General features: G+C 66.5%; 15 protein-coding genes and 2 tRNA genes. 11 read left to right on the top strand and 6 right to left on the bottom strand.

The window, feature by feature from the left end; translation table 11 throughout:
- Positions 1-229: 229 nt before the first annotated feature.
- The 5 genes from lon to V7778_RS03670 all read left to right on the top strand — a co-directional run bounded on the left by lon (position 230) and on the right by V7778_RS03670 (position 5,586).
- A complete protein-coding gene (gene lon, locus V7778_RS03650) occupies positions 230-2,635 on the top strand; it encodes an endopeptidase La (RefSeq protein WP_335551981.1) in 2,406 nt (801 codons plus the stop codon).
- Between the two features lie 235 nt (positions 2,636-2,870).
- Positions 2,871-3,143 (top strand): HU family DNA-binding protein, encoded by a 273-nt coding sequence (locus V7778_RS03655; protein ID WP_211518051.1) that lies wholly within the window; start codon positions 2,871-2,873, stop codon positions 3,141-3,143.
- Between the two features lie 126 nt (positions 3,144-3,269).
- A tRNA-Asp gene (locus tag V7778_RS03660) sits at positions 3,270-3,346 on the top strand.
- 133 nt (positions 3,347-3,479) lie between these two features.
- Positions 3,480-3,556, top strand: a tRNA-Asp gene (locus tag V7778_RS03665).
- A gap of 116 nt (positions 3,557-3,672) precedes the next feature.
- A complete protein-coding gene (locus V7778_RS03670; protein WP_335551982.1) occupies positions 3,673-5,586 on the top strand; it encodes a SurA N-terminal domain-containing protein in 1,914 nt (637 codons plus the stop codon).
- A gap of 170 nt (positions 5,587-5,756) precedes the next feature.
- Here the strand turns inward: V7778_RS03670 and mnmH are convergent, their stop codons facing one another.
- A complete protein-coding gene (gene mnmH / locus V7778_RS03675) occupies positions 5,757-6,812 on the bottom strand; it encodes a tRNA 2-selenouridine(34) synthase MnmH (RefSeq protein WP_335551983.1) in 1,056 nt (351 codons plus the stop codon).
- The gene (locus tag V7778_RS03680) at positions 6,809-7,450 is read right to left on the bottom strand and encodes an arylesterase (RefSeq protein ID WP_335551984.1); all 642 of its coding nucleotides are present in this window, start codon (positions 7,448-7,450) and stop codon (positions 6,809-6,811) included. Before V7778_RS03680 ends, mnmH begins: the two co-directional genes overlap by 4 nt.
- Here V7778_RS03680 and V7778_RS03685 point away from each other — a divergent pair.
- A complete protein-coding gene (locus tag V7778_RS03685; protein WP_335551985.1) occupies positions 7,449-8,168 on the top strand; it encodes an ABC transporter ATP-binding protein in 720 nt (239 codons plus the stop codon). The two genes, V7778_RS03680 and V7778_RS03685, sit on opposite strands and share 2 nt — an antisense overlap.
- On the opposite strand, the gene V7778_RS03690 is transcribed toward V7778_RS03685, so the two are convergent.
- Positions 8,165-9,649 (bottom strand): NAD(P)H-hydrate dehydratase, encoded by a 1,485-nt coding sequence (locus V7778_RS03690; protein WP_335551986.1) that lies wholly within the window; start codon positions 9,647-9,649, stop codon positions 8,165-8,167. The two genes, V7778_RS03685 and V7778_RS03690, sit on opposite strands and share 4 nt — an antisense overlap.
- A 109-nt stretch (positions 9,650-9,758) precedes the next feature.
- Between V7778_RS03690 and V7778_RS03695 the strand changes: the two genes are divergently transcribed.
- Positions 9,759-13,358, top strand: a complete 3,600-nt coding sequence (locus V7778_RS03695; protein WP_335551987.1) for a hydantoinase B/oxoprolinase family protein — start codon at positions 9,759-9,761, stop codon at positions 13,356-13,358.
- A gap of 150 nt (positions 13,359-13,508) precedes the next feature.
- On the opposite strand, the gene V7778_RS03700 is transcribed toward V7778_RS03695, so the two are convergent.
- The 3 genes from V7778_RS03700 to V7778_RS03710 form a co-directional block, all read right to left on the bottom strand.
- Positions 13,509-13,949: a VOC family protein gene (locus V7778_RS03700; RefSeq protein WP_335551988.1), complete on the bottom strand. Its 441-nt coding sequence runs from the start codon at positions 13,947-13,949 to the stop codon at positions 13,509-13,511.
- A gap of 40 nt (positions 13,950-13,989) precedes the next feature.
- The gene (locus V7778_RS03705) at positions 13,990-14,847 is read right to left on the bottom strand and encodes an AraC family transcriptional regulator (RefSeq protein WP_335551989.1); all 858 of its coding nucleotides are present in this window, start codon (positions 14,845-14,847) and stop codon (positions 13,990-13,992) included.
- Between the two features lie 95 nt (positions 14,848-14,942).
- Positions 14,943-16,574, bottom strand: a complete 1,632-nt coding sequence (locus tag V7778_RS03710) for a tetratricopeptide repeat protein (protein ID WP_335551990.1) — start codon at positions 16,572-16,574, stop codon at positions 14,943-14,945.
- A 203-nt stretch (positions 16,575-16,777) separates the two neighbouring features.
- Here V7778_RS03710 and purL point away from each other — a divergent pair, with 203 nt between their 5' ends.
- The 4 genes from purL (at position 16,778) to V7778_RS03730 (ending at position 22,922) form a co-directional block, all read left to right on the top strand.
- Entirely contained in the window at positions 16,778-20,815 is a 4,038-nt protein-coding gene (gene purL / locus V7778_RS03715) for a phosphoribosylformylglycinamidine synthase (RefSeq protein WP_335551991.1), read from the top strand.
- Positions 20,816-20,968: 153 nt separating this feature from the next.
- Positions 20,969-21,685, top strand: a complete 717-nt coding sequence (locus V7778_RS03720) for a DNA-binding protein (RefSeq protein WP_335551992.1) — start codon at positions 20,969-20,971, stop codon at positions 21,683-21,685.
- Positions 21,686-21,817: 132 nt separating this feature from the next.
- A complete protein-coding gene (locus tag V7778_RS03725; RefSeq protein WP_335551993.1) occupies positions 21,818-22,402 on the top strand; it encodes a hypothetical protein in 585 nt (194 codons plus the stop codon).
- Between the two features lie 151 nt (positions 22,403-22,553).
- Positions 22,554-22,922, top strand: coding sequence for a hypothetical protein (locus V7778_RS03730; RefSeq protein ID WP_335551994.1), 369 nt, complete (start codon positions 22,554-22,556; stop codon positions 22,920-22,922).
- Positions 22,923-22,956: the final 34 nt, after the last annotated feature.

The raw sequence follows: 22,956 nt of genomic DNA on the forward strand, positions 1-22,956 counted from the left end.
CCCAACTCGGTAAAATCGATCTCAATAAAAGACGCAGGCTTCATTCGAAAAGCCACTCGCGGTACCCCGCGTAGTGGCTTTTTCATTTCAATCCACGACTTTTATTGGAACGGCTAGTTTTCGCAACAAGTGTTTTTCTTTTACTTGTAGAAAATATTTTCGTGGCTTCTATCTTGAGTTTTTGCCGCGAGTGCCCAAGTTCAGCAACACGCTTTCTATAAGGTATGCCATGACAACTTCCAAATTAACCGAGCAAACGACGCTGCCGCTTCTGCCGTTGCGCGACGTGGTCGTGTTTCCGCATATGGTGATACCTCTGTTCGTCGGCCGTCCGAAATCGATCAAGGCACTCGAAGCCGCGATGGAGCAGGGCAAGAGCATCATGCTGGCCGCTCAAAAGGCCGCCGCCAAGGACGAACCTTCCGCCGCAGACATCTACGAGATCGGCTGTGTGGCCAATATTCTGCAAATGCTGAAGCTGCCCGACGGTACCGTGAAGGTGCTGGTCGAAGGCGCCCAGCGCGCGCGCATCGACGAGATCACCGATGGCGCCACCCATTTCACGGCCCAGCTGACCCCGCTGTCCTCGGAAATCGGCGACGATTCCGAAGTCGAGGCGATGCGCCGTGCGATCGTCCAGCAGTTCGACCAGTACGTCAAACTCAACAAGAAGATCCCGCCCGAGATCCTGGCTTCGCTGGCCGGCATCGACGACGCCGGCCGCCTGGCCGACACCGTGGCCGCCCACCTGCCGCTCAAGCTCGAGCAGAAGCAGGTCATCCTCGAGATCTTCAACGTCGCCAAGCGCCTGGAGCACCTGCTCGGCCAGCTTGAAGGCGAACTCGACATCCTCCAGGTCGAAAAGCGCATCCGTGGCCGCGTCAAGCGCCAGATGGAAAAATCGCAGCGCGAGTACTACCTGAACGAACAGGTCAAGGCCATCCAGAAAGAGCTGGGTGAGGGCGAAGAAGGCGCCGACATCGAAGAGCTCGAAAAGAAAGTCATCGCCGCCAAGATGCCGAAAGAGGCCCTGGAAAAAGCCCAGGCCGAAATCCGCAAGCTCAAGCTGATGTCGCCGATGTCGGCCGAAGCCACCGTGGTGCGCAATTACATCGACACCCTGGTCGGCCTGCCTTGGAAGAAGAAAACCAAGGTCACCATCGACCTGGAAAAGGCCCAGCAAGTGCTCGAGTCCGACCACTATGGCCTGGAAAAGATCAAGGAACGCATCCTCGAGTATCTCGCGGTGCAGCAGCGCGTCGACAAGCTGAAGGCGCCGATCCTGTGCTTCGTCGGTCCTCCGGGCGTGGGTAAGACCTCGCTGGGCGAATCGATCGCCCGCGCCACCGGCCGCAAGTACGTGCGCATGGCTCTGGGCGGCGTGCGCGACGAGGCCGAGATCCGCGGCCACCGCCGTACCTATATCGGCTCGATGCCGGGCAAGGTGCTGCAGTCGCTGTCGAAGGTCGGCGTGCGCAATCCGCTGTTCCTGCTGGACGAGATCGACAAGATGGGCGCGGACTTCCGCGGCGATCCGTCGTCGGCCCTGCTGGAAGTGCTGGATCCGGCCCAGAACCACACCTTCTCGGACCACTACATCGAAGTCGACTTCGACCTGTCCGACGTGATGTTCGTGGCGACCTCGAACTCGTTCAACATTCCGCCGGCGCTGCTCGACCGGATGGAAGTGATCCGCCTGTCGGGTTACACCGAGGACGAGAAGACCAGCATCGCGCAGCGCTACCTGCTGCCGAAGCAGATCAAGAACAACGGCCTGCGCGAGGAAGAGATCAAGGTCGACGAATCGGCGATCCGCGACATCATCCGCTACTACACCCGCGAAGCCGGCGTGCGTTCGCTCGAGCGTGAAATCTCGAAGATCTGCCGCAAGGTGGTCAAGATGCTGCTGCTGAAGAAGAGCGACAAGCGCGTGCTGGTCAACGGCAAGAACCTGGACAAGTTCCTGGGCGTGCGCCGCTACGACTTCGGCATGGCCGAGAAGGAAAACCAGATCGGCCAGGTGGTGGGTCTGGCGTGGACCGAGGTGGGCGGCGACCTGCTGACCATCGAAGCCGTGAACGTGCCGGGCAAGGGCGGGATCATCCGCACCGGCACCCTGGGCGACGTGATGAAGGAATCGATCGAGGCAGCCCGCACCGTCGTGCGCAGCCGTGCGCAGCGCTTCGGCATCAAGGCCGAAGCCTTCGAGAAGACCGACATCCACATCCACGTGCCGGAAGGCGCGACGCCGAAGGATGGTCCGTCGGCCGGTATCGGCATGACGACGGCGCTGGTGTCCGCCTTCACGGGTATTCCTGTGCGCGCCGACGTGGCGATGACGGGCGAGATCACGCTGCGCGGCGAAGTCCTGCCGATCGGCGGCCTGAAGGAGAAACTGCTGGCGGCGCATCGCGGCGGCATCAAGACGGTCCTGATCCCCGAGCAGAACGTGAAGGACCTGGCCGAGATCCCGGACAACGTCAAGAACAAGCTCGAGATCGTGCCGGTGCGCTGGATCGAGAAGGTCCTGGAAATCGCTCTCGAACGCCAGCCCGAGCCGCTGGTCGAGGTGTCGGCTGTCGCCGTGCAGCCTGCTGCCGGTACCGACGCCCAGGGCGAGGTGGTAAAGCACTGAGCGGTTTGGTCCACTGAATGAAGCAGGCGCCCTAGGGCGCCTGTTTTTTTGTGCGGGCAGCGATGCTGCTTGCTCCATGCAGTCAAGCGACCCGTCGTTCCGGCGAGGGCCGGAAGGGCGGGGTGAGGGCTTTCCAATGGATCGCGCTTGACATCCCAATGTTGCCCTTGTTTAATACGCGCTTGCACTTTTGCAAGTGGACGTCTGTGCGTCCAACGTATAAACGAGGGTTAGAGTGAACAAGACAGAACTGATCGAAGAAATTGCGAAGTCCGCGGACATTACGAAGGCCTCGGCGACGCGTGCACTCGATGCCATGATCGAAGCGGTGACCACCAGCCTGAAGAACAACGACAGCGTCACGCTGGTCGGCTTCGGGACCTTCACCGTCGGCGAGCGCGCAGCGCGCACCGGCCGCGATCCGCGCACCAAGGAACCCATCAAGATCAAGGCGGCGAAGGTTCCGAAATTTAAGGCTGGTAAAGCGTTAAAAGATGCTGTAAACTAATGCCTTCTTCGCGATGACACGCGAAGAAGTGTACCGGAAGGTGCCACTGGTTCTTTATTGGGCCGATGGCGTGAAGTGCGGGCCTCTCGCGTTTCACCGGAAGGTGCTCAGTGCAGTGAGAATGCTGGAGCGGTAGTTCAGTTGGTTAGAATACCGGCCTGTCACGCCGGGGGTCGCGGGTTCGAGCCCCGTCCGCTCCGCCATCATTCAGTTGAAGGAGTTTTCCCCTGAGGGGAAAACGGATTTGGGCGAGAAGGGTTTCCCTTGCAAGGGAAACCGCGGCCGGCGAAACGTCGGCGAGCCCTGTCCGCTCCGCCACCTCTCACGACACAATCTGGAGCGGTAGTTCAGTTGGTTAGAATACCGGCCTGTCACGCCGGGGGTCGCGGGTTCGAGCCCCGTCCGCTCCGCCAGAATTCGATACAGCCCGTGCTTCGCAAGGAGCCCGGGAGACCAGAAGAGGCGAACGCGAGTTCGCCTTTTTTTTTAACTGTGCTGTTAAAGCATTTTCAAGCTTGATAGGCTGACCATGTTTGATTTTGTCCGTAACAACAAGCGCATCATGCAGGGCGCACTGCTGCTGCTGATCGTGCCATCGTTCGTGCTCGTCGGTGTCGAAAGCTACCAGGACCGCGGCAACGCCAACGAAGGCGTGGCCACGGTCGGCGGCCAGAAGGTCACCCAGCAGGAATGGGACGATGCCCAGCGCCGCCAGATCGACCAGGCGCGCCAGATGATGGGCGCACAGTTCGACCAGAAAGTGTTCGAGACCCCGGAAGCCAAGCGCGCCGTCCTGAACAACCTGGTGGCCGAACGCGCCATCAACGCCGAGATCAACCGCAGCCACATGACCGTCAGCGACGCGACCCTGCAGAAGACGATCATGGAGATCCAGGCCTTCCGCAAGCCGGACGGCAGCTTCGACATGGAGCAGTACAAGGCGGCCCTGGCCGCCCAGGGCATGACCCCGGCCATGTTCGACCAGCGCCTGCGCCGCGATCTCGCCGTGCAACAGCTGTCCGGCGCGATCCAGTCCACCGCCTTCGCGCCGCGCAGCGTGTCGGAGCGCCTCTCGAACATCAGCGACCAGGAACGCGAAGTCCAGGAACTGGTCTTCCCGATCACGAATTTCCTGCCGCAGGTGAAAGTCACCGACGACATGGTCAAGGCTTACTACGACAAGAACGCCGCGCTGTTCCAGGTGCCGGAGCAGGTGAAGGCCGAGTACGTCGTGTTCGACCAGGCCGTGGTCGACAGCCAGGTGCAGGTCAGCGACGCCGAGATCAGCGAGTACTACAACAAAAACCTCAAGGCCTACACGACGCCCGAGCAGCGCACCGCGAGCCACATCCTGATCACCGTGGCGCGCGACGCCAAGCCGGCCGACCAGGCCGCCGCCAAGGCCAAGGCCGAAGCCGCGTTGGCCGCGGTGCGCAAGGACCCGGCCAGCTTCGCCGCGGTCGCCAAGGCGCAGTCGCAAGACCCGGGCTCGGCCCAGGCCGGCGGCGACCTCGGCGTGGTCGAGAAGGGCCTGTTCGTCAAGCCGGTCGAGGACGCGATCTATGCGCTCAAGGAAGGCGAGATCGGCAACCTGGTGCAGTCGGAGTTCGGCTGGCACGTGATCAAGGTCACCGCCATCAAGCCGGCCGCGCAGAAGCCGCTGGAAGAAGCGAAGACCGAGATTGCCGCCGACCTCAAGAAGCAGAAGATGTCGAAGAAGTATTCGGAACTGGCTGAGACCTTCAGCAACACCGTGTACGAGCAATCGGACAGCCTGAAGCCGGTGGCCGACAAGCTGGGCCTGAAGATCCAGACCGTCGACAACCTGACCCGCAAGCCGAATCCGGCCCTGGGCGACGCGCCGGTCAACAACGAGAAGTTCCTGGCCGCGCTGTTCGGCACCGACTCGGTGAAGAACAAGCGCAATACCGAAGCCGTGGAAGTGGCGCCGAGCGTGCTGGTGGCCGGCCGCGTGGTCGAGTTCCGCCCGGCGAGCAAGCGCCCGCTGGCCGAGGTCGACGCCCAGATCCGCCAGCGCGTGACGGTCGAGGAAGCGGCCCGCCTGGCGCGCGCCGCCGGCGAGCAGAAGCTGGCCGCCGCCAAGGCCTCGGGCGATGCGACCGGTTTCGGCGAAGCGAAGATCGTCACCCGCGCCAAGGAGCCGCCATTCAACCCGGCCGGCGCGATCGCCGCCCTGAAGGCCGACGTGAGCAAGCTGCCGGCCTATGTGGGCGTGGATCTGCCGGGCCAGGGCTATGCCGTCTACCGCATCGGCAAGGTCTCGCAGCCGGCCCAGCCCGACCAGGCGCGCCGCCAGCAGGAAGCCCAGCAGATCGGCGGCCTGATCGGCCAGCAGGAGATGTATGACTACATCGAAGCGCTGAAGGTCAAGGCGAAGGTCAAGGTCAACGCGGCCGCGAATGCGGCGAACAAGACCGAGTAAACCGGACGCGTGAAGAAAAGCCCGGCTGCGTGAGCAGGCCGGGCTTTTTTATTAGGGTGCGTATCGCGTTGCTTGTTGTGGCCCGCTGCCCCAGCACGTCATCCCCGCCTTCGCGGGGATGACGGTTTATAGGGTAACGGTCCTAGTAACGGTATCCTCCCGCGGCCGATTCAGGCGCCGTGCAGCGCCTTCGCCACTGCGTCGAAATCCGACGCAGCTATGTCATTCAACTCCACCACCCGCGCCTGCGCGTAGCGTACGAAATTCCTGTCGATCGAGCGCAGGTAAGCCGGATCGTAGTGCTCCACCAGCAGCTGGTCCACCAGCTCCGCCATCTGCCCGCCGTTGGCCATCCGGTGCCAGGCGTCGATCTTCTCGCGCCCGTGCAGCTGCACCAGGTGCTCGAGCTGCCCGTTGAGGGCCGCCGGATCGGCGCAGAAGTGGGTGTAGTCCTCCATCAGCAGCCGCACGCGGTTGGGCCGCGACAGGCTCACCGAAATGCAGGGAGCGGCGCGCATGCGCTCCATCACCGCGTCCGGCACCCGCAGGTTGCCGACCTTCTTGCTCTCGGATTCCACGAACACGGGCCGCGCGGGATCGAAGCGGCGCAGCCGGTCCCAGATCTGGCTCTCGAACATCTTCTGCGTCGGCTGCGGCTCGTGCGGCAGGTGGCCCAGCACCGAACCGCGGTGGGCGGCCAGGCGCTCCAGGTCGAGTACCTGGGCGCCGACCCGGTCCAGGGTTTCCAGCAGCCTGCTCTTGCCGCTGCCGGTGGTGCCGCAGACCACCCGGAAGTCCACCGGCGGCGGGTCGCCCAAGGCCGCCGCGACGTGGGCGCGGTAGGCCTTGTAGCCGCCGTCGAGCTGCACCACGGGCCAGCCGATCCTGGCCAGGATGTGCGCCATCGAGCCGCTGCGGTTGCCGCCGCGCCAGCAGTAGACGAGGGGCTTCCATTCGCGCGGCTTGTCGGCGAACAGGGTCTCGATGTGGCGGGCGACGTTGGCGGCCACCAGCGGCGCGCCGAGCTTCTTGGCCTCGAAGGCGCCCACCTGCTTGTACAGGGTGCCCACGCGCACGCGCTCCTCGTCGTTCAGGACCGGGCAGCTGATCGCGCCCGGGATGTGGTCAAGGGCATACTCCGACTCGCTGCGCGCGTCGATGATGGTGTCGAACCGGTCCAGTTCGGGGAGAATGTCGGCAAAGCCGAGGACTGCAGGGTATTTCATTGTTTCCTGATGAGCGGGGCGAAAGTCGGCCAGATATTGGATAGGATGATCGGATGGGCCGCCGCCAGCGGGTGCAGGCGGTCTTGCTGGAACAGCGCCGGCTTGTCGGCCACGCCTTCGAGCATGAAGGGCACCAGCGGCGAGCGGGTGTCGGTCGAGACCTGCTTGAACATGCCGAAGAATTTCTCGGTGTAGGCGCGGCCGTAGTTCGGCGGCATGCGCATACCGACCAGCAGGACCTCGGCCTTCTTTTCCTTGGCCATGGCCACCATGGCGCGCAGGTTGGCGTCGGCCGAGGCCACCGGAAGGCCGCGCAGGCCGTCGTTGGCGCCCAGTTCGATCACGACGATGTCGGGACGGTGCTGGCCGAGCAGGGCAGGCAGGCGCGCGCGGCCGCCGCTGGTGGTTTCTCCGCTGATGCTGGCGTTGACCACTTTGGCCTGGATCTTCTCGGCCTTGAGTTTTTGCTCGAGCAGGGAGACCCAGCCCGCGCCGCGCGCGATGCCGTATTCCGCCGACAGGCTGTCACCCACCACGAGCACGGTTTTTGGTGCAGAATAGGCGCTCGCCGACGCGCCCAGCGTCAGCAGCAGTAGAACCGGCAAGGTCGCCGACCATTTCTTTAGAAAAGCAAGCATGCGTGATAACCCCGAAGCTGTGAAAAGTAGCGTCACCAGTAAAGCACCCAGGCCCTTGGCGATCCGTGTGAGCGGCCTGTCGAAGAAGGTGGCGGACGCCAGCGGCGAACTCACCATTCTGCAAAACATCGATTTTACCGTGCAAGCGGCCGAAACGCTCGCGCTCGTCGGTGCTTCCGGTTCGGGCAAGTCGACCCTGCTCGGCCTGCTGGCCGGCCTGGATACGCCTTCCACCGGCACGGTCGAGCTGGACGGCACCGACATCTTCGCGCTCGACGAGGACGGCCGCGCGGCCTTCCGCAAGGCCAAGCTGGGCTTCGTGTTCCAGTCCTTCCAGCTGCTGGGCCACCTGAACGCCCTGGAAAACGTCATGCTGCCGCTGGAACTGCGCGGCGACACCGGGGCCCGCGAGAAGGCCAGCGAGATGCTGGGGCGCGTGGGCCTGGGCAGCCGCCTGAAGCACTATCCCAAGTACCTGTCCGGCGGCGAGCAGCAGCGCGTCGCGCTGGCGCGCGCCTTCGTCACCCAGCCGCCGCTGCTGTTCGCGGACGAGCCGACCGGCAGCCTGGACGCCGCCACCGGCGAATCCGTGATCCAGCTCATGTTCGAGCTCAACCGCGAGCGCGGGTCGACCCTGGTCCTGGTGACCCACGACCCGGCCATGGCGGCCCGCTGCGGCCGCACCTTGACCATCGCCGCCGGCCGCCTCGCAAGCTAAGCGGCCAGGCTGTTCAGCACCCGGCGCGCCGCCGCCGGGAGTTCACCCGCCGTCATTCCGATCGGGCCCACGCCCTCGCTGACCAGGAGGTCGGCGGCGGCGCCGTGGGTCCATGCCGCGCCGGCCGCCGCTTCCCAGGCGGGCCAGCCCTGGGCCAGCAGCGCCCCGCAGATCCCCGCCAGCACGTCGCCGCTGCCGCCCGTCGCCAGCCCGGCATTTCCCGTCGGGTTGACCAGCACTTCGCCGTCCGGCCGCGCGATCACCGAGCCCGAACCCTTCAGGATCACGGTCGCGTTCATGCGCAGCGCCATCTCGCGCGCCGCCTCCAGGCGGTCGGCCTGCACCACACTCGTCGTCATGCCCAGCAGGCGCGCGCCTTCCAGCGGGTGGGGCGTCAGCACCGCGGGCGCCGTTCGCTGGGCCAGGCGCGATTGCAGGTCGGGGCTGGCGCCGATCAGGTTCAGCGCATCGGCATCGATCACCAGCGGGCTACTGCTGTCGAGCGCCTTGGCCAGCAGGCGCATCGCGTGCGCGGAACCGCCCATGCCGGGGCCGATGACCAGGGTACGCTTGTCGAACTCGAGCTCGTCGGCCAGGCGGAACATGATCTCGGGATGAAAGCTGTCGTAGCCGGGCGCCTGGTCGAGCGCCGCCACGTAGACCCGGCCCGCGCCCGCGTAGAGCGCGCCCCGGGCCGCCAGCACCGCCGCGCCGGCCATGCCGTGGGCGCCACCCACGATGGCGACATCGCCGAAGCTGCCCTTGTGGGTATTGTGGCGCCGCGCCCGCAGGTGGCGCCGGAACAGGTCCGGACCGCTCAGGCGCGCCATGGGACTCGGCACGTCCCCGGGTTCCACGCCCAGCATGTCGACCCGCACCAGGCCCGCATGGTCGCGGCCATCGGCCGTGTGCAAGCCGGGCTTGTCGCCGAGGAAGGTCAGGGTGTGCGTGGCGCGGACCGCGATGCCGCCCGGACCGATCACATTGCCGCTGTCGGCGTCCAGCCCGCTCGGCAGGTCGAGGGCCAGCACGGGACAGGCCAAGGCATCGAGGCCGGCCACCAGCTCCCGGTAGTCGCCCTGCAGGGGCCGCGACAGCCCGATGCCGAACAGGCCGTCCACCACCAGGCCCCAATCGGCGCCGGGCGGCAGCATGTCGATCCAGCCCACCGTCCCGGAGCGGGCGCGCTCATAGGCGGCGGCCGTTTCGCTGGATGCTTGCGCGCTGCCCGGCAGGTGCAGCACGGTGGCGTCGATGCCGGCCTCGGCCAGGTTGGCCGCCATCTCGAGCGCGTCGCCGCCGTTGTTGCCGGGACCCGCGAGGATGAGCACGGGCTTGCCGCGCTCCCCGCCCAGCAGTTCTTGGGCATAGGCGGCGCCGGCTTCGCCGGCGCGCCGCATCAGGGTGCCGGGCGCCAGCCTTGCAGACGCTGCTTCTTCGATGGCGCGCACCTGGGCGATGGTGAAAAGACGCTGATCCATGCGGAAATCTCTGGTGGTTGAGGCGACAGGCATTGTCATGCATTTTCGCCAAAACCGGCGCGCCGTGCGACTACAATAACGCTTCCTTGGACATCGTGCGGAGACATACATGGACTGGCAGTTCTGGATCGATCGTGGCGGCACCTTTACCGATATCGTGGCGCGGCGGCCGGATGGCCGCCTGGTCACGCACAAGCTGCTGTCCGAGAATCCCGAGCACTACCGCGACGCCGCCGTGGCCGGCATCCGCCACCTGCTGGGCGCGGAGGGTGGGGCGCCGGTGCCGGTCGAGTGCATCGAGGCGGTCAAGATGGGAACCACGGTCGCCACCAATGCGCTGCTGGAACGCAAGGGCGAGCGCACGGTGCTGGCCATCACGCGCGGATTCCGCGATGCGCTGCGCATCGCCTACCAGAACCGGCCGCGCCTGTTCGACCGCCATATCGTGCTGCCCGAGCTGCTGTATGCGGAAGTGATCGAGATCGACGAACGCATCGGCGCCCACGGCGAGATCGTCCAGGCGCTCGACGAGGAGGCATCGCGCGCGGCGCTGCGGCAGGCCTGGGAGCGCGGCCTGCGCTCGATCGCCATCGTCTTCATGCATGGCTACCGCCACACCGCGCACGAAGCGGCGGTGGCCCGCATGGCGCGCGAGATCGGCTACACCCAGGTCTCGGTGTCGCACGAGGTGAGCCCGATGATGAAGCTGGTGGCGCGCGGCGACACGACCGTCGTCGACGCCTACCTGTCGCCCATCCTGCGCCGTTATGTCGACCAGGTGGCGGGCGAGCTGCCGGGCGTGAACCTGCAGTTCATGCAGTCGAACGGCGGCTTGACCGATGCGCGCGCCTTCCAGGGCAAGGACAGCATCCTGTCCGGCCCGGCCGGGGGCATCGTCGGCATGGTACGCGCCAGCCAGCTGGCCGGCTTCGAGCGCGTGATCGGCTTCGACATGGGCGGCACCTCCACCGACGTCTCGCACTTCTCGGGCGAATTCGAGCGCGTGTTCGAGACCCAGGTGGCCGGCGTGCGCATGCGCGCGCCGATGATGAGCATCCATACCGTGGCGGCGGGGGGCGGATCGATCCTGCACTTCGACGGCAGCCGTTACCGCGTCGGTCCCGACAGCGCCGGCGCCAATCCCGGCCCGAGCAGCTACCGCCGCGGCGGACCGCTGGCGGTCACGGACTGCAACGTCATGGTCGGCAAGCTCCAGCCGGCCTACTTCCCGCACCTGTTCGGGCCGGCCGGCAAGGAAGCGCTCGATGCGGCGGCCGTCAGGGAAGGCTTCGCCGCCATGGCCGACGCCATCTTCGCGGCAACCGGCGAGCGTCCCAGCCCGGAAAGCGTGGCCGAAGGCTTCATCCAGATCGCGGTCGGCAACATGGCCAACGCGATCAAGCAGATTTCGGTCCAGCGCGGGCACGACGTGACCGAATACGCATTGACCAGCTTCGGCGGGGCCGGCGGCCAGCACGCCTGCCTGGTGGCCGACGCGCTCGGCATGAAGACCGTCTTCATCCATTCGCTGGCCGGCGTGCTGTCGGCCTACGGCATGGGGCTGGCCGACCAGACCGCGATGCGCGAGCAGGCGGTCGAGGAGCGTTTCGGCGAAGGGATGCTGGCCGGATTGGCCTCGCGCCTGGCGGCGCTCGGCGAACAGGCGCGCGGCCAGTTGCTGGCCCAGGGCGTCGCGCCCGGGCGCATCGTACTGGTCGAGCGCGTGCACCTGCGCTACGAGGGCACCGACTCGGCGCTGGTGGTCCTGCACGGCGATGCGGCCGCGATGCAGGCGCAGTTCGAGCAGGCCTACAAGCGCCGCTATTCCTTCCTGATGCCTTCGCGCGCGCTGGTGGTCGAGGCGGTGTCGGTGGAGGCCATCGGCCGCTCGGACGCGCCGCCGGAACAGCCGCTCGCGCCGCAGGAACACGGCCCCGCGCCCGCGCCGCGGGAAACGGTGCGCATGTACAGCGGCGGCGGCTGGCGCGACACCGGTCTCTATGCGCGCCGCACCTTGGCGCCGGGCCACACGGTGCGGGGCCCGGCCATCATCGCCGAGGACAATGCGACCACGGTTGTGGAACCCGGCTGGCAGGCACAGGTCACCGCCTACAACCACCTGGTGCTCGAACGCGTCGAGGCGCTGCCTGAGCGCCGCGCGATCGGCACCACGGCCGACCCGGTGATGCTGGAGATCTTCAACAACCTGTTCATGTCGATCGCCGAGCAGATGGGGCTGCGCCTGCAGAACACGGCCTACTCGGTCAACATCAAGGAGCGCCTGGACTTCAGCTGCGCGATCTTCGACCAGGACGGCAACCTGGTGGCCAACGCGCCGCACATGCCGGTGCACCTGGGTTCGATGGGCGAGAGCATCAAGACTGTCATGCGCGAGAATGCGGGAAGCATGCAGTCCGGCGACGTCTACGTGCTGAACGACCCCTACAACGGCGGCACCCACTTGCCCGACGTGACCGTGATCTCGCCGGTGTTCGACGAGGCGGGACGCGAGATCCTGTTCTATGTCGGTTCGCGCGGCCACCACGCCGACATCGGCGGCACCACGCCGGGCTCGATGCCGCCGGACTCGCACCACATCGAGCAGGAGGGCGTCCTGATCAACAACTTCAAGCTGGTCGACGGGGCGGACGGCGTGCTGCGCGAAGACGAGGCGCGGGCCTTGCTGCAGGGCGCGCGCTACCCGGCGCGCAACCCAGACCAGAACATGGCCGACCTGCGCGCCCAGGTGGCGGCCAACCAGAAGGGCGTCGAGGAGCTGCGCAAGATGGTCGCGCACTTCGGCCTCGATGTCGTGCGGGCCTACATGGGCCACGTGCAGGACAATGCCGAGGAAGCGGTGCGGCGCGTGATTTCCGCGCTCACGGACGGCCACTTCGTCAATGAGCTGGACAACGGCGCCCGCATCGAAGTAGCGATCCGGGTCGACCAGGCCGCGCGCAGCGCGGAGATCGACTTCACGGGCACTTCCGGCCAGTTGCCGAACAACTTCAACGCGCCGTCGGCGGTGTGCATGGCGGCGGTGCTGTACGTCTTCCGCACCCTGGTGGACGACGAGATTCCGCTGAATGCGGGCTGCCTGAAACCCTTGAAGGTGATCATTCCGGCGGGCTCGATGCTCAATCCGCATTACCCGGCCTCGGTGGTATCGGGCAACGTCGAGACCTCGACCTGCATCACGAACGCGCTCTACGGCGCGCTGGGCGTCATGGCGGCGGCCCAGGGGACCATGAACAACTTCACCTTCGGGAACGCGCGCTACCAGTACTACGAGACCATCTCGGGCGGCTCGGGTGCGGGCGAGGGCTTCGACGGGACCGACGTGGTGCAGACCAACATGACCAATTCGCGGCTGACCGATCCGGAAATCCTCGAGTTCCGCTTCCCGGTGCGGCTGGAGAGCTATGCGATCCGCCACGGGTCGGGCGGGGCGGGGCGCTGGCACGGCGGGAACGGCGGCGTGCGCAAGGTCCGCTTCCTGGAACCGATGACGGCGGCGATCCTGTCCAACAACCGGATCCATGCACCCTTCGGCATGGCCGGCGGCGAGCCGGGTGAGCGCGGGCGCAACACGGTACTGCGCGCCGACGGGCGGGTGGAGACCCTGGGGCATATCGGCAAGACCGAGATGGGGGTGGATGACGTCTTCGTGATCGAAACGCCGGGGGGAGGGGGCTTCGGGACGCGCTGAGGTTTTCTAGCGTGCGTTGAACTTGGGTCCCCGCCTGCGCGGGGATAACGTCAATTGACTCATGTTTAGCAGTCACTGTCTGAACTTCGGACACGCGCTTAAGAACGTCATCCCCGCGGAGGCGGGGACCCAAGTTCGCCGCACACCCACTCAATCCTGCCGCATCATCGCCGTATAACGCCGCTGCATCTCTTCAGGCGACAGCTTCTCGATGCTGTGCCCGATATTCCAGCGGTGCCCGAACGGGTCGCGCACCACGCCGCCACGCTCGCCATAGAATTCGTCCTGGACCTCGCGCTCGAGGCTGGCGCCGGCCTCGAGGGCGCGCGCGACCATGGCGTCGGCGTTATCCACATGCAGGTGGATCGTGACCGGCGTGCCGCCGATGGCATGCGGGCCGCGGATCCCGAATTCGGGATATTCGTCCGCCAGCATCACGGTGACCCCGCCGAAATCGAGTTCGGCATGGCCGATGCGGCCGCCGGGCTCGGTCAGGCGAAATGATTCGGTGGCCCCGAATGCCTTGCCGTAGAAATCGATCGCCGCGTTGGCGTCGTTCACACACAGGTACGCAAACAGTTCATGGATCATGGGAAGTCTCCTGGCCGTGGAAGTGGACTGTGAACAGGCACTATAGCTTGCGCGTACCCGTCCGTCTTGAATGAAATTGACCTTCCTGCGGCCCGGGAAGCGCCACGTGGTGGGCCGCCGCCGGGGCCAGCCCGCGGTACTGGGAAGGCGTGACGCCGGCAAACTCGCGGAACTCGCGCGTCATATGGGCCTGGTCGCTATAGCCGGCGCCGTAGGCCAGTTCCCCGAGCGAGGCCCCCGGATGCGCGCGCATGGACGCCAGCAGCGCCTGGAAACGCATCAGGCGTGCATAGCGCTTTGGACTCACGCCCGTCGCCTGCCTGAACAAGGCGATGAAGCCGCGATGGCTGTAGCGGCTCTCGAGGACCACGTCATCGATACGGCCGGGGCGCGCAAAAGCCGCGAGCGCGCACAGCACGCTGGGATGCAGCGTCGCTTCGGACGGGAAATGTGCCGCGAGCGAAGACTCGAGGCGGACCAGCTGCCGCTGCGGATCGGTTTCCTCGGCAAGCTGCTGCAGTAAGGAATCGGCTGTCCTGCCCCAGAGCTCGGACAAGGGGGTATGACGCCCGGCCAGCTCTCCCGCGCCGACGCCGAACAATGCCTGCGGCGCGCCGGGCAAGAGCTCCACGCCGACCGACACCACGGGCTCCGCCGCTTCCTTGATATAGAAGCTGGTGCGGGCGCCGCCCAGCACCGGCGCGGCGATACGCCTGCCAAGCCTGTCGTCCGCATCGGCGAACAGGCGCAGCGGTTTCCCGGCGAGACGGAATACCATGTGCATCTGGCCAGTGGGCAAGACGTGCTCGCGCGATTCCGCCGGGCGGGAAGCGGACGTCGAGGCCCATAGCCGGCCGATGAACGGCCTGAGGGCGGGACGCGGAAGAATGACAAGCATGGCGGCGCTCACCGGCTGACGCTTCGATGGGCCAGTCTAGCATGCCGGCGGTACAGCGGCCGCTGTCCGGAGCTACCCGGACCAAACCGGATGAGTCAGGCCGCGGAGATGCCGTATTTCCTTTTCGCCGCCCCGAACTCGTCGCCCAGCGCCGCCAGCCGCGGATGCTGGGCGTCGATCGCCCGGATCCGCTCCATCTGCTCGGCCGCCACTTCGCCCAGGTGGTGATCCCAGCCCAGTTCGTTGATCTGGCGGAGAATGCCGCCGGTCACGGCCACCATCACCTGCAGGTTGTCCGGCGCCATGTGCAGCGCCTCGAGCAGGGTATGCACCGCGCCGCGCACGTCGCCCATGTTGCGCTTTTCGTCCGCCACGCCCAGCAGGATCTGGGCCTGGGCCTTGAGCTGCTGGCCCATGCCGTCGGCCAGGTCGGGGCGGCCGGCGCGCACGAAGACGCCGATCGCCTGGTCCTTGCTCACGCCGCTGTCGACGTCGTTCATCACGGTGAGCATGACATCCGAGGCCTGGGAATCGAGCTTGTGGTCGAGGCAGGCCTGGGCCAGGCCGATCTTGAGCGCCGGCGACAGGCCGCTGGCGCCGCGCACCGCATTCACCGCCGCATGCAGCTCGGCCACCGCGGCGGCCGGGTTGCCGGCCTTGTCCTGCACCAGCGCGCTCGAATAGGCCTTGCAGGCGTCCGCCGCCGGACTGCCGCGCAGCGAGCGCTCCAGGTCGCGCACCACATTGCCGGCGCCGGCAAGGTCGCCGCGCGTGACCAGGGCCTTGACCAGGTTGACGTGGTCTTCGGGATTGCGGAATTCGGAATAGCGCGCCTTGCTCACCACCTGGCGGAAGGACTTCTCGGCGACTTCCGGGTCGCCGGCTTCCATCGCCACTTCGCCCAGCTTGCGCAGGCGGCGCACCATGTGCGGCGAAATCGAGACCGCTTCCTCCAGCACCTTCTGCGCTTCGGCGGGCGCGCCGTCGATCTCGATGCAGCGCGCCAGCAGGTCGTAGGCGCCCATCAGCTGGGGATTGCCCTGGATGAGCTGCTCGAGCACGGCGCGTGCTTCCTCCACCTGCTCCTGCGCCACCATGGTGCGCGCCAGGCCCAGGCCCGCCCAGCCCAGCGGGCGCTCGGACAGCACTTCGCGGTAGATCGAGCCGGCTTCGGCATGTTCGCCGAGCGCCACATGGAGGTCGGCGCGAAGACGCGTGAAGTCGAGGGCGAAGCGCGGGCTGGCGGCCTGGCCTTGCTCGCAGCTGCGGATCGCCTCGCGCAGCTTGCCCTGCGCGGCCAGCTGCCAGGCCGGGAGCAGGGCGGCGCGGCGCTCCAGCGCGCGCTTGATGCGGCCGCTGAGCATGTCCACCGTGAAGGGCTTGAGCACGTAGTCGGTCGGCGTCAGCTCGGCCGCGCTGACCACCTTGCCGTACACGCCCTCGGACGTGAGCATGATGAAGATGGTCGAGGCATTGATCAGCTTGTGGTGGCGCAGGTCTTCCAGCAGCTGCTGGCCGTCCTGGCCTTCGCCGGAGCCGCTCGCCAGGTCGTACTCGCAAAGAATCACGTCGTAGGCGCGGCGGGAAAGCTGCTTGATCGCCGTATTGGCATTGATGGCGTACTCGACCTTCGAGATGCCGATCTGGGCCAGCATGTTCTGCAGGCTGGTGCGCATGCCCTGGTTGGGGTCGACCACCAGGACCGCCAGGTTTCCGTTCTCTTGCATCGTTGCCGTCTCTCCGCACGTGGCGCGCACCGCTGGTCAAGCACGCATCTTGTCATTTTGTACCGTAAAGATACCTATAAGCATCGCCCTAATCAAGAAATCTTCGCATGGGGCTTGCCGTATCGAGCAATGTTGCAACGCTGTATAATAGCGGGCTATCTTCCACCCAAGCAGCCACGCTGCATCAACCGACTGTCCAAGCCATGTTGATTCTGCCGGGTTCCAACGCCCTCTCCGCCTTCCGTAGCCAACGCCTCCTGAGCCAATTGCAAGCCGTCGCCCCGTCGATTGCCGCAGTGCAGGCGCGCTTCTACCACTTCATCGATGCCAGCGCGCCGCTGACGACCGATGACACCAACCGCCTGACGGCCATGCTCACTTATGGCGAGCCGGCCCCGGAGGCGCTGTACGAGGGCGTGACCGAGGAGTTCTTCGTCATCCCGCGCCTGGGCACGATTTCGCCCTGGGCCTCGAAGGCGACCGACATCGCCCACAACTGCGGCATGGCGCACATCCACCGCATCGAGCGCGGCGTGGCCTACACCGTGGTGCTGAAGGGCGGCATCCTGGGCACCGGCATCGGCGCGCCGAAAAAGCTGGCCGAGCAGGACATCGAGGGCGTCATCGCCTTGCTGCACGACCGCATGACCGAGACCGTGCTGCGCCATGCCGACGAAGCCCAGCAGCTGTTCCGCGAACTCGAGGGCAAGCCGCTGGAAGCGATCGACGTCCTCCAGCAGGGCCGCGAGGCGCTGGTGCGCGCCAACACGGAACTGGGCCTGGCGATGTCGATCGACGAGATCGACTACCTGCACGAAGCCTTCACCAAGGCCCGGCGCAACCCGACCGACGTCGAACTGATGATGTTCGCCCAGGCCAACAGCGAACACTGCCGCCACAAGATCTTCAACGCGGACTGGATCATCGACGGCGTCAAGCAGGACAAGTCGCTGTTCGCGATGATCAAGAACACCCACCAGCTGAATCCACGCGGCACCGTGGTCGCCTACAGCGACAACTCCTCGATCATCGAAGGCGCGACCGTGACCCGCTTCCACCCGCGCGCCGGTGAAGTGTATGCGCCGTCGACCGAGCTGGTGCACACCCTGATGAAGGTCGAGACCCACAACCACCCGACCGCGATTTCGCCGTTCCCGGGCGCCTCGACCGGCGCCGGCGGCGAGATCCGCGACGAGGGTGCGACCGGCCGCGGCGCCAAGCCGAAGGCGGGCCTGACCGGCTTCACCGTGTCGAACCTGCTGCTGCCGGACGCCCAGCGTCCGTGGGAGAACGCCAGCGACGTCACGAAGGGCGAAGCCGGGCGCCTCGAGACCATCTACGGCAAGCCGGAGCGCATCGCTTCGCCGCTGCAGATCATGATCGACGGCCCGATCGGCGGCGCCGCCTTCAGTAACGAATTCGGCCGTCCGGTCCTGGGCGGCTATTTCCGCACCTACGAGCAGAACGTCGGCGCGGCGGGCGCGGTCTTCGGCTACCACAAGCCGATCATGATCGCCGGCGGCATCGGCAACATCTCCGCCGCGCACACCCACAAGGACGAGATCCCGGTCGGCTCGCTGCTGGTCCAGCTGGGCGGCCCGGGCATGCGCATCGGCATGGGCGGCAGCGCCGCGTCCTCGATGGCCACCGGCACCAACACCGCCGACCTGGACTTCGACTCGGTCCAGCGCGGCAACCCGGAAATGGAGCGCCGCGCCCAGGAAGTCATCAACGGCTGCTGGCAGCTGGGTGCGGACAATCCCATCATTTCGATCCACGACGTGGGCGCGGGCGGCCTGTCGAACGCCTTCCCGGAAATCGTCAACGACGCCAAGCGCGGCGCGATCTTCGAGCTGCGCAAGGTCCCGCTGGAAGAGTCCGGCATGGCGCCGAAGGAAATTTGGTCCAACGAGTCTCAAGAGCGCTATGTGTTGGCGATTTCGCCTGACAACCTGGCAAAATTTGCAGCCTTGTGCGAGCGCGAGCGCTGTCCCTTCGCCGTGGTCGGCACCGCCACCGAAGAGCGCCAGCTGCGCCTGATCGACGACCAGGCCGGCGACCCGGCCAATGCGGCCCCGGTCGACATGCCGATGGACGTCCTGCTCGGCAAGCCGCCGAAGATGCTGCGCGACGTCGAACACGTGCAGCACAGCTTCCCGCCGGTCGACCTGACCGGCATCGAGCTCGAGGAAGCCGGCCGCCGCGTGCTGCTGCAGCCGACCGTGGCCGACAAGTCCTTCCTGATCACCATCGGCGACCGCACCGTGGGCGCCATGACCGTCCGCGACCAGATGGTCGGCCCATGGCAGGTGCCGGTCGCCGACTGCGCCGTCACCGCCATGTCCTTCGAGGGCTTCGTGGGCGAAGCGATGGCGATGGGCGAGCGCACGCCGCTGGCCGTGATCGACGCCGCCGCCTCGGGCCGCATGGCCGTGGGCGAGGCGATCACCAACATCGCCGCCGCCGCCATCGGCGACATTTCCGACATCAAGCTGTCGGCCAACTGGATGGCGGCCTGCGGCCAGCCGGGCCAGGACGCCGCGCTGTTCGACACCGTCAAGGCCGTGGGCATGGAGCTGTGCCCGGCGCTGGGCGTGTCCATCCCGGTCGGCAAGGATTCGCTGTCGATGCGCACCACCTGGAACGACGAAGGCCAGAGCAAGGCGGTGATCTCGCCGGTCTCGCTGATCGTCTCGTCCTTCGCGCCGGTGACCGACGTACGCCGTTCGCTGACCCCGCAGTTGCGCTCGGACCTCGGCGAGACCGCCCTGGTGCTGATCGACCTGGGCCGCGGCAAGAACCGGCTGGGCGCCTCGGTGCTGGCGCAGGTCACCCAGCAGTTGGGCGACAGCGTGCCGGACGTCGATTCCCCAAGCGACCTGAAAGCCTTCTTCAACGCCATCCAGCGCTTGAACCAGGACGGCAAGCTGCTGGCCTACCACGACCGCTCGGACGGCGGCCTGTACGCCACCCTGTGCGAAATGGCCTTCGCCGGCCGCACCGGCGTCTCGGTCAACCTCGACATCCTGACCATGGAAGGCGAGCACGCCTCGGACTGGGGCGACGCCAAGAACTGGGCGGGCCAGGTGGCCGAGCGCCGCAACGAAATGACCCTGCGCGCGCTGTTCAGCGAGGAACTGGGCGCCGTAGTGCAGGTGCTTGCGGAAGACAAGGGCGCTGTCATGAACGTGCTGCGCGAACTGGGCCTGGGCGCCTGCAGCCACATCATCGGCAAACTCAACGACCGCGGCGCGATCGAGTTCACCCGCGACGCCAAGGTGATCTACAACCAGAGCCGCAGCAGCCTGCATCGCCTGTGGAGCGAGACCAGCTGGCGCATCGCGCGCCTGCGCGACAACCCGGCCTGTGCCGATGCGGAATACGAGCGCCTGCTGGACGAGCAGGATCCGGGCATGAAGCCGAAGCTCAGCTTCGACCTGTCGGAGAATGTCGCCGCGCCGTTCATCGCGACGGGCGTGCGTCCGCGCGTGGCGATCCTGCGCGAGCAAGGCGTCAACTCGCACATCGAGACCGCCTGGGTGATGCACCAGGCAGGCTTCACCGCCGTCGACGTGCACATGAGCGACCTGATCGCGGGCCGCGCCAGGCTGGACGACTTCCATGGCCTGATCGCCGTGGGCGGCTTCTCCTACGGCGACGTGCTGGGCGCGGGCGAGGGCTGGGCCAAGACCATCCTGTTCAACCCGGCCCTGGCCGAGCAGTTCGCGATCTTCTTCCAGCGCCAGGACACCTTCGGCCTGGGCGTGTGCAACGGCTGCCAGATGCTGAGCAACCTGAAGTCGATCATCCCGGGCGCCCACGCCTGGCCGAAGTTCACCCGCAACAAGTCTGAGCAGTTCGAAGCGCGCTTCGGCATGGTCGAAGTGCTGGACTCGCCGTCGATCTTCTTCCAGGGCATGGCCGGCACCCAGGCGCCGATCGCCATCGCCCACGGCGAAGGCTACGCCGACTTCTCGCTGACCGGCGACATCGATGCGGCGCTCAAGTCGCTGCGCTACGTCGACAACCGCGGCCAGGCCACCGAGACTTATCCGTTCAACCCGAACGGCTCGCCCGGCGGCCTCACCGCCGTGACCACCGAGGACGGCCGCTTCACCGCCATGATGCCGCACGCCGAGCGCGTGTTCCGCACCGTGGTCCACTCCTGGGCCCCGGATGCGTGGGGCGACGAGTCGCCGTGGATGCGCATGTTCCGCAATGCGCGCAAGTGGGTCGGCTGATCCGGGTCCACTACAACGAGCGCCTCCCCGGAGGCGCTTTTTTCATCCGGCCGGCGTAGTGGACGTAGCGAACCGGGCGTCCCGCCGGGCTGGAATATCATACGAAGCATGAGCGCGACCACACGCGCGAAGCAAACCAAGAACGGAGAAACCATGGCAAGCGAAGACGTCACGTTCGACCAGGTTGCGGCGGCCGCCGCCAAGCTGCAGAAAGCCGGCAAGGAAGTGAGCATCGACGCGGTGCGCGAGGCGCTGGGCTTCGGCAGCCCCACCGCGGTCTACAAGCACCTGGCCGCCTGGCGGGCCGAGCACGTGAAGCCGCCTGAACTGCCGCGTCCAGACCTGCCCGAATCGATCGTCAACGACCTGGTCGAATGGGTGAGGCAGTTCGCCGACCAGGCCAGCGCCGGTGTGCGCGAATCGATGGCGCAGTCCGCGAGCGACGCTGAGGCCCTGCTGCGCGCGGGCGACGAGCTGGAAGCCGAACGCGAAACCCTGCAGACCGAACGCGCCCGCGTGGAAGCCGAACTGGCCGACCGCTCGGAGGAAATCGACCGCCTGAACGCCGAGCTGCGCAACGCGCGCCAGATCGCGACCGAGGCGCTGGTGAGCAAGGCCAAGGACCAGCTGGCGATCGACGGCAAGGACAAGCAGCTGGCCGAACTGCGCGCCCAGCTCGAGCGCAATGTCACGGCCCAGGCGGAAGAGTCCGACCGCCGCCTGGCCGCCGAGATGGACCTGGTGGGCGCCACCACGGCGCGCGACAGCCTCGAAGCGGAGCTCAAGGACTTGCGCAAGCAGCTCGAGACCTCGTATGCCGAGCGCAGCAAGCTGCGGGCCGAGATCGAGGTCCTGCGCGGCAAGAAGTGAGCTTGTCAGGAATAAAGTTTCCCTAGTAAATTCAACCAGTTGCACACCTGAGCTGACGCAAGCGGGGCCGCGCTGCGCGCGCGCATCATCCTCTCGACGCGGCCATTCCGGCCGCCCGACCTGGAGGATGCGATGAGCTTCGGTGCTTTCTTCACCCCTGTGGCGCGCCGCGCAGCGCTCCTGTTCGAACTCCTGCTCGGCCTGGCCGGCTTCCCAGGCATGGCCGCGGCGCAGGCGCAAGGGGAAGTGGCGATGGCCAAGTCCGCTGTGCTGGCGGACGCCTGCGCCCAGCTGGTCGTGCAGGCCGAGGCGGACCAAGCCGGCTGCGGCTGCCCGCCCACAGGCTGCGTGCGCACCCAAGGCTACTGGAGCAACAAGCCGGGCGTGATCTGGCCGTCCGGCTTCGACCGCAATGCACCGTTCTTCTCCAGCGGCTTGAGCTGGCAGCAAGTCATGGACAGGCCGACCCGGGGCGACGCCTATCTGTTCCTGGCGCACCAGTACGTCGCGGCGGTGCTGAACCGTGCGGCCGGCGCTTCGGCTCCCTCAGGGGTGCAAAGCGTCGTCAACGGCGCGACCACCTGGTTCAATAGCGGCGCGACCCTCGGCGAGTGCATGGCCGGCGGCTGCCCGCTGCAGCGCGCCTGGGCCGGCGTGCTCGACGCCTACATCAACGGGATCTACCCTGGGGCGCCGAAGCATTGCGACGAAACCTAGTCCGCGCGCCCGCGGACCGGCCCACCGGATGGGTGAATTGGAACCGCTACAATTATTGGAACTTTTTGCTTGCCTTACCCATAACGGGTCTCATACACTGGGACTGAAGCGGGCATCCTGGCGCGCTTTAGCAGGAGATCTTTCGCCCCCGATGGAACGCGCGCCGGATCTCCCGTTCAACCCGAGTCGGTATGGTGGCGCTATGACTGGAATACCTGCATTCATCGAGTCGCTGGTCGACAACCGTGCGCCCGGCGTGCCGGCGGAGGCCATTGCGGAAGTACTGGACCGCTTGCTCTTGTGTGTTGCCGACGATGGAGAAGAGATACTCGCGCTGCGGGATCGCTGGCTGGCATCGGGGGATGAGTACCGGATTGCCGTCGCACTGTCGATGAACGACGTCTTTCCGTTCAATACCAAGCCTCAGCTGGAGGAGGGCCTGGCGGGGATCGCTTCCCGTTTCCCCAACTTGCGCGGCAAGTGCATCGAATGGCTGGGGCATACGGGCGAGCTTCCCTGAACCGGTCGCCGGCAGAGGCTTTGCCGGCAGGGAA

It is taken from the genome of Massilia sp. DD77, from assembly GCF_036961685.1.
Taxonomy (GTDB): Bacteria; Pseudomonadota; Gammaproteobacteria; order Burkholderiales; family Burkholderiaceae_D; genus Telluria.

Bases quoted from the DNA above. Each gene is read 5' to 3' on its own strand.
- lon (WP_335551981.1), top strand. From the start codon at position 230: ATGACAACTTCCAAATTAACCGAGCAAACGACGCTGCCGCTTCTGCCG.
- V7778_RS03670 (WP_335551982.1), top strand. From the start codon at position 3,673: ATGTTTGATTTTGTCCGTAACAACAAGCGCATCATGCAGGGCGCACTG.
- mnmH (WP_335551983.1), bottom strand. From the start codon at position 6,812: ATGAAATACCCTGCAGTCCTCGGCTTTGCCGACATTCTCCCCGAACTG.
- V7778_RS03685 (WP_335551985.1), top strand. From the start codon at position 7,449: ATGCGTGATAACCCCGAAGCTGTGAAAAGTAGCGTCACCAGTAAAGCA.
- V7778_RS03680 (WP_335551984.1), bottom strand. From the start codon at position 7,450: ATGCTTGCTTTTCTAAAGAAATGGTCGGCGACCTTGCCGGTTCTACTG.
- V7778_RS03690 (WP_335551986.1), bottom strand. From the start codon at position 9,649: ATGGATCAGCGTCTTTTCACCATCGCCCAGGTGCGCGCCATCGAAGAA.
- V7778_RS03695 (WP_335551987.1), top strand. From the start codon at position 9,759: ATGGACTGGCAGTTCTGGATCGATCGTGGCGGCACCTTTACCGATATC.
- V7778_RS03700 (WP_335551988.1), bottom strand. From the start codon at position 13,949: ATGATCCATGAACTGTTTGCGTACCTGTGTGTGAACGACGCCAACGCG.
- V7778_RS03705 (WP_335551989.1), bottom strand. From the start codon at position 14,847: ATGCTTGTCATTCTTCCGCGTCCCGCCCTCAGGCCGTTCATCGGCCGG.
- V7778_RS03710 (WP_335551990.1), bottom strand. From the start codon at position 16,574: ATGCAAGAGAACGGAAACCTGGCGGTCCTGGTGGTCGACCCCAACCAG.
- purL (WP_335551991.1), top strand. From the start codon at position 16,778: ATGTTGATTCTGCCGGGTTCCAACGCCCTCTCCGCCTTCCGTAGCCAA.
- V7778_RS03720 (WP_335551992.1), top strand. From the start codon at position 20,969: ATGGCAAGCGAAGACGTCACGTTCGACCAGGTTGCGGCGGCCGCCGCC.
- V7778_RS03725 (WP_335551993.1), top strand. From the start codon at position 21,818: ATGAGCTTCGGTGCTTTCTTCACCCCTGTGGCGCGCCGCGCAGCGCTC.
- V7778_RS03730 (WP_335551994.1), top strand. From the start codon at position 22,554: ATGGAACGCGCGCCGGATCTCCCGTTCAACCCGAGTCGGTATGGTGGC.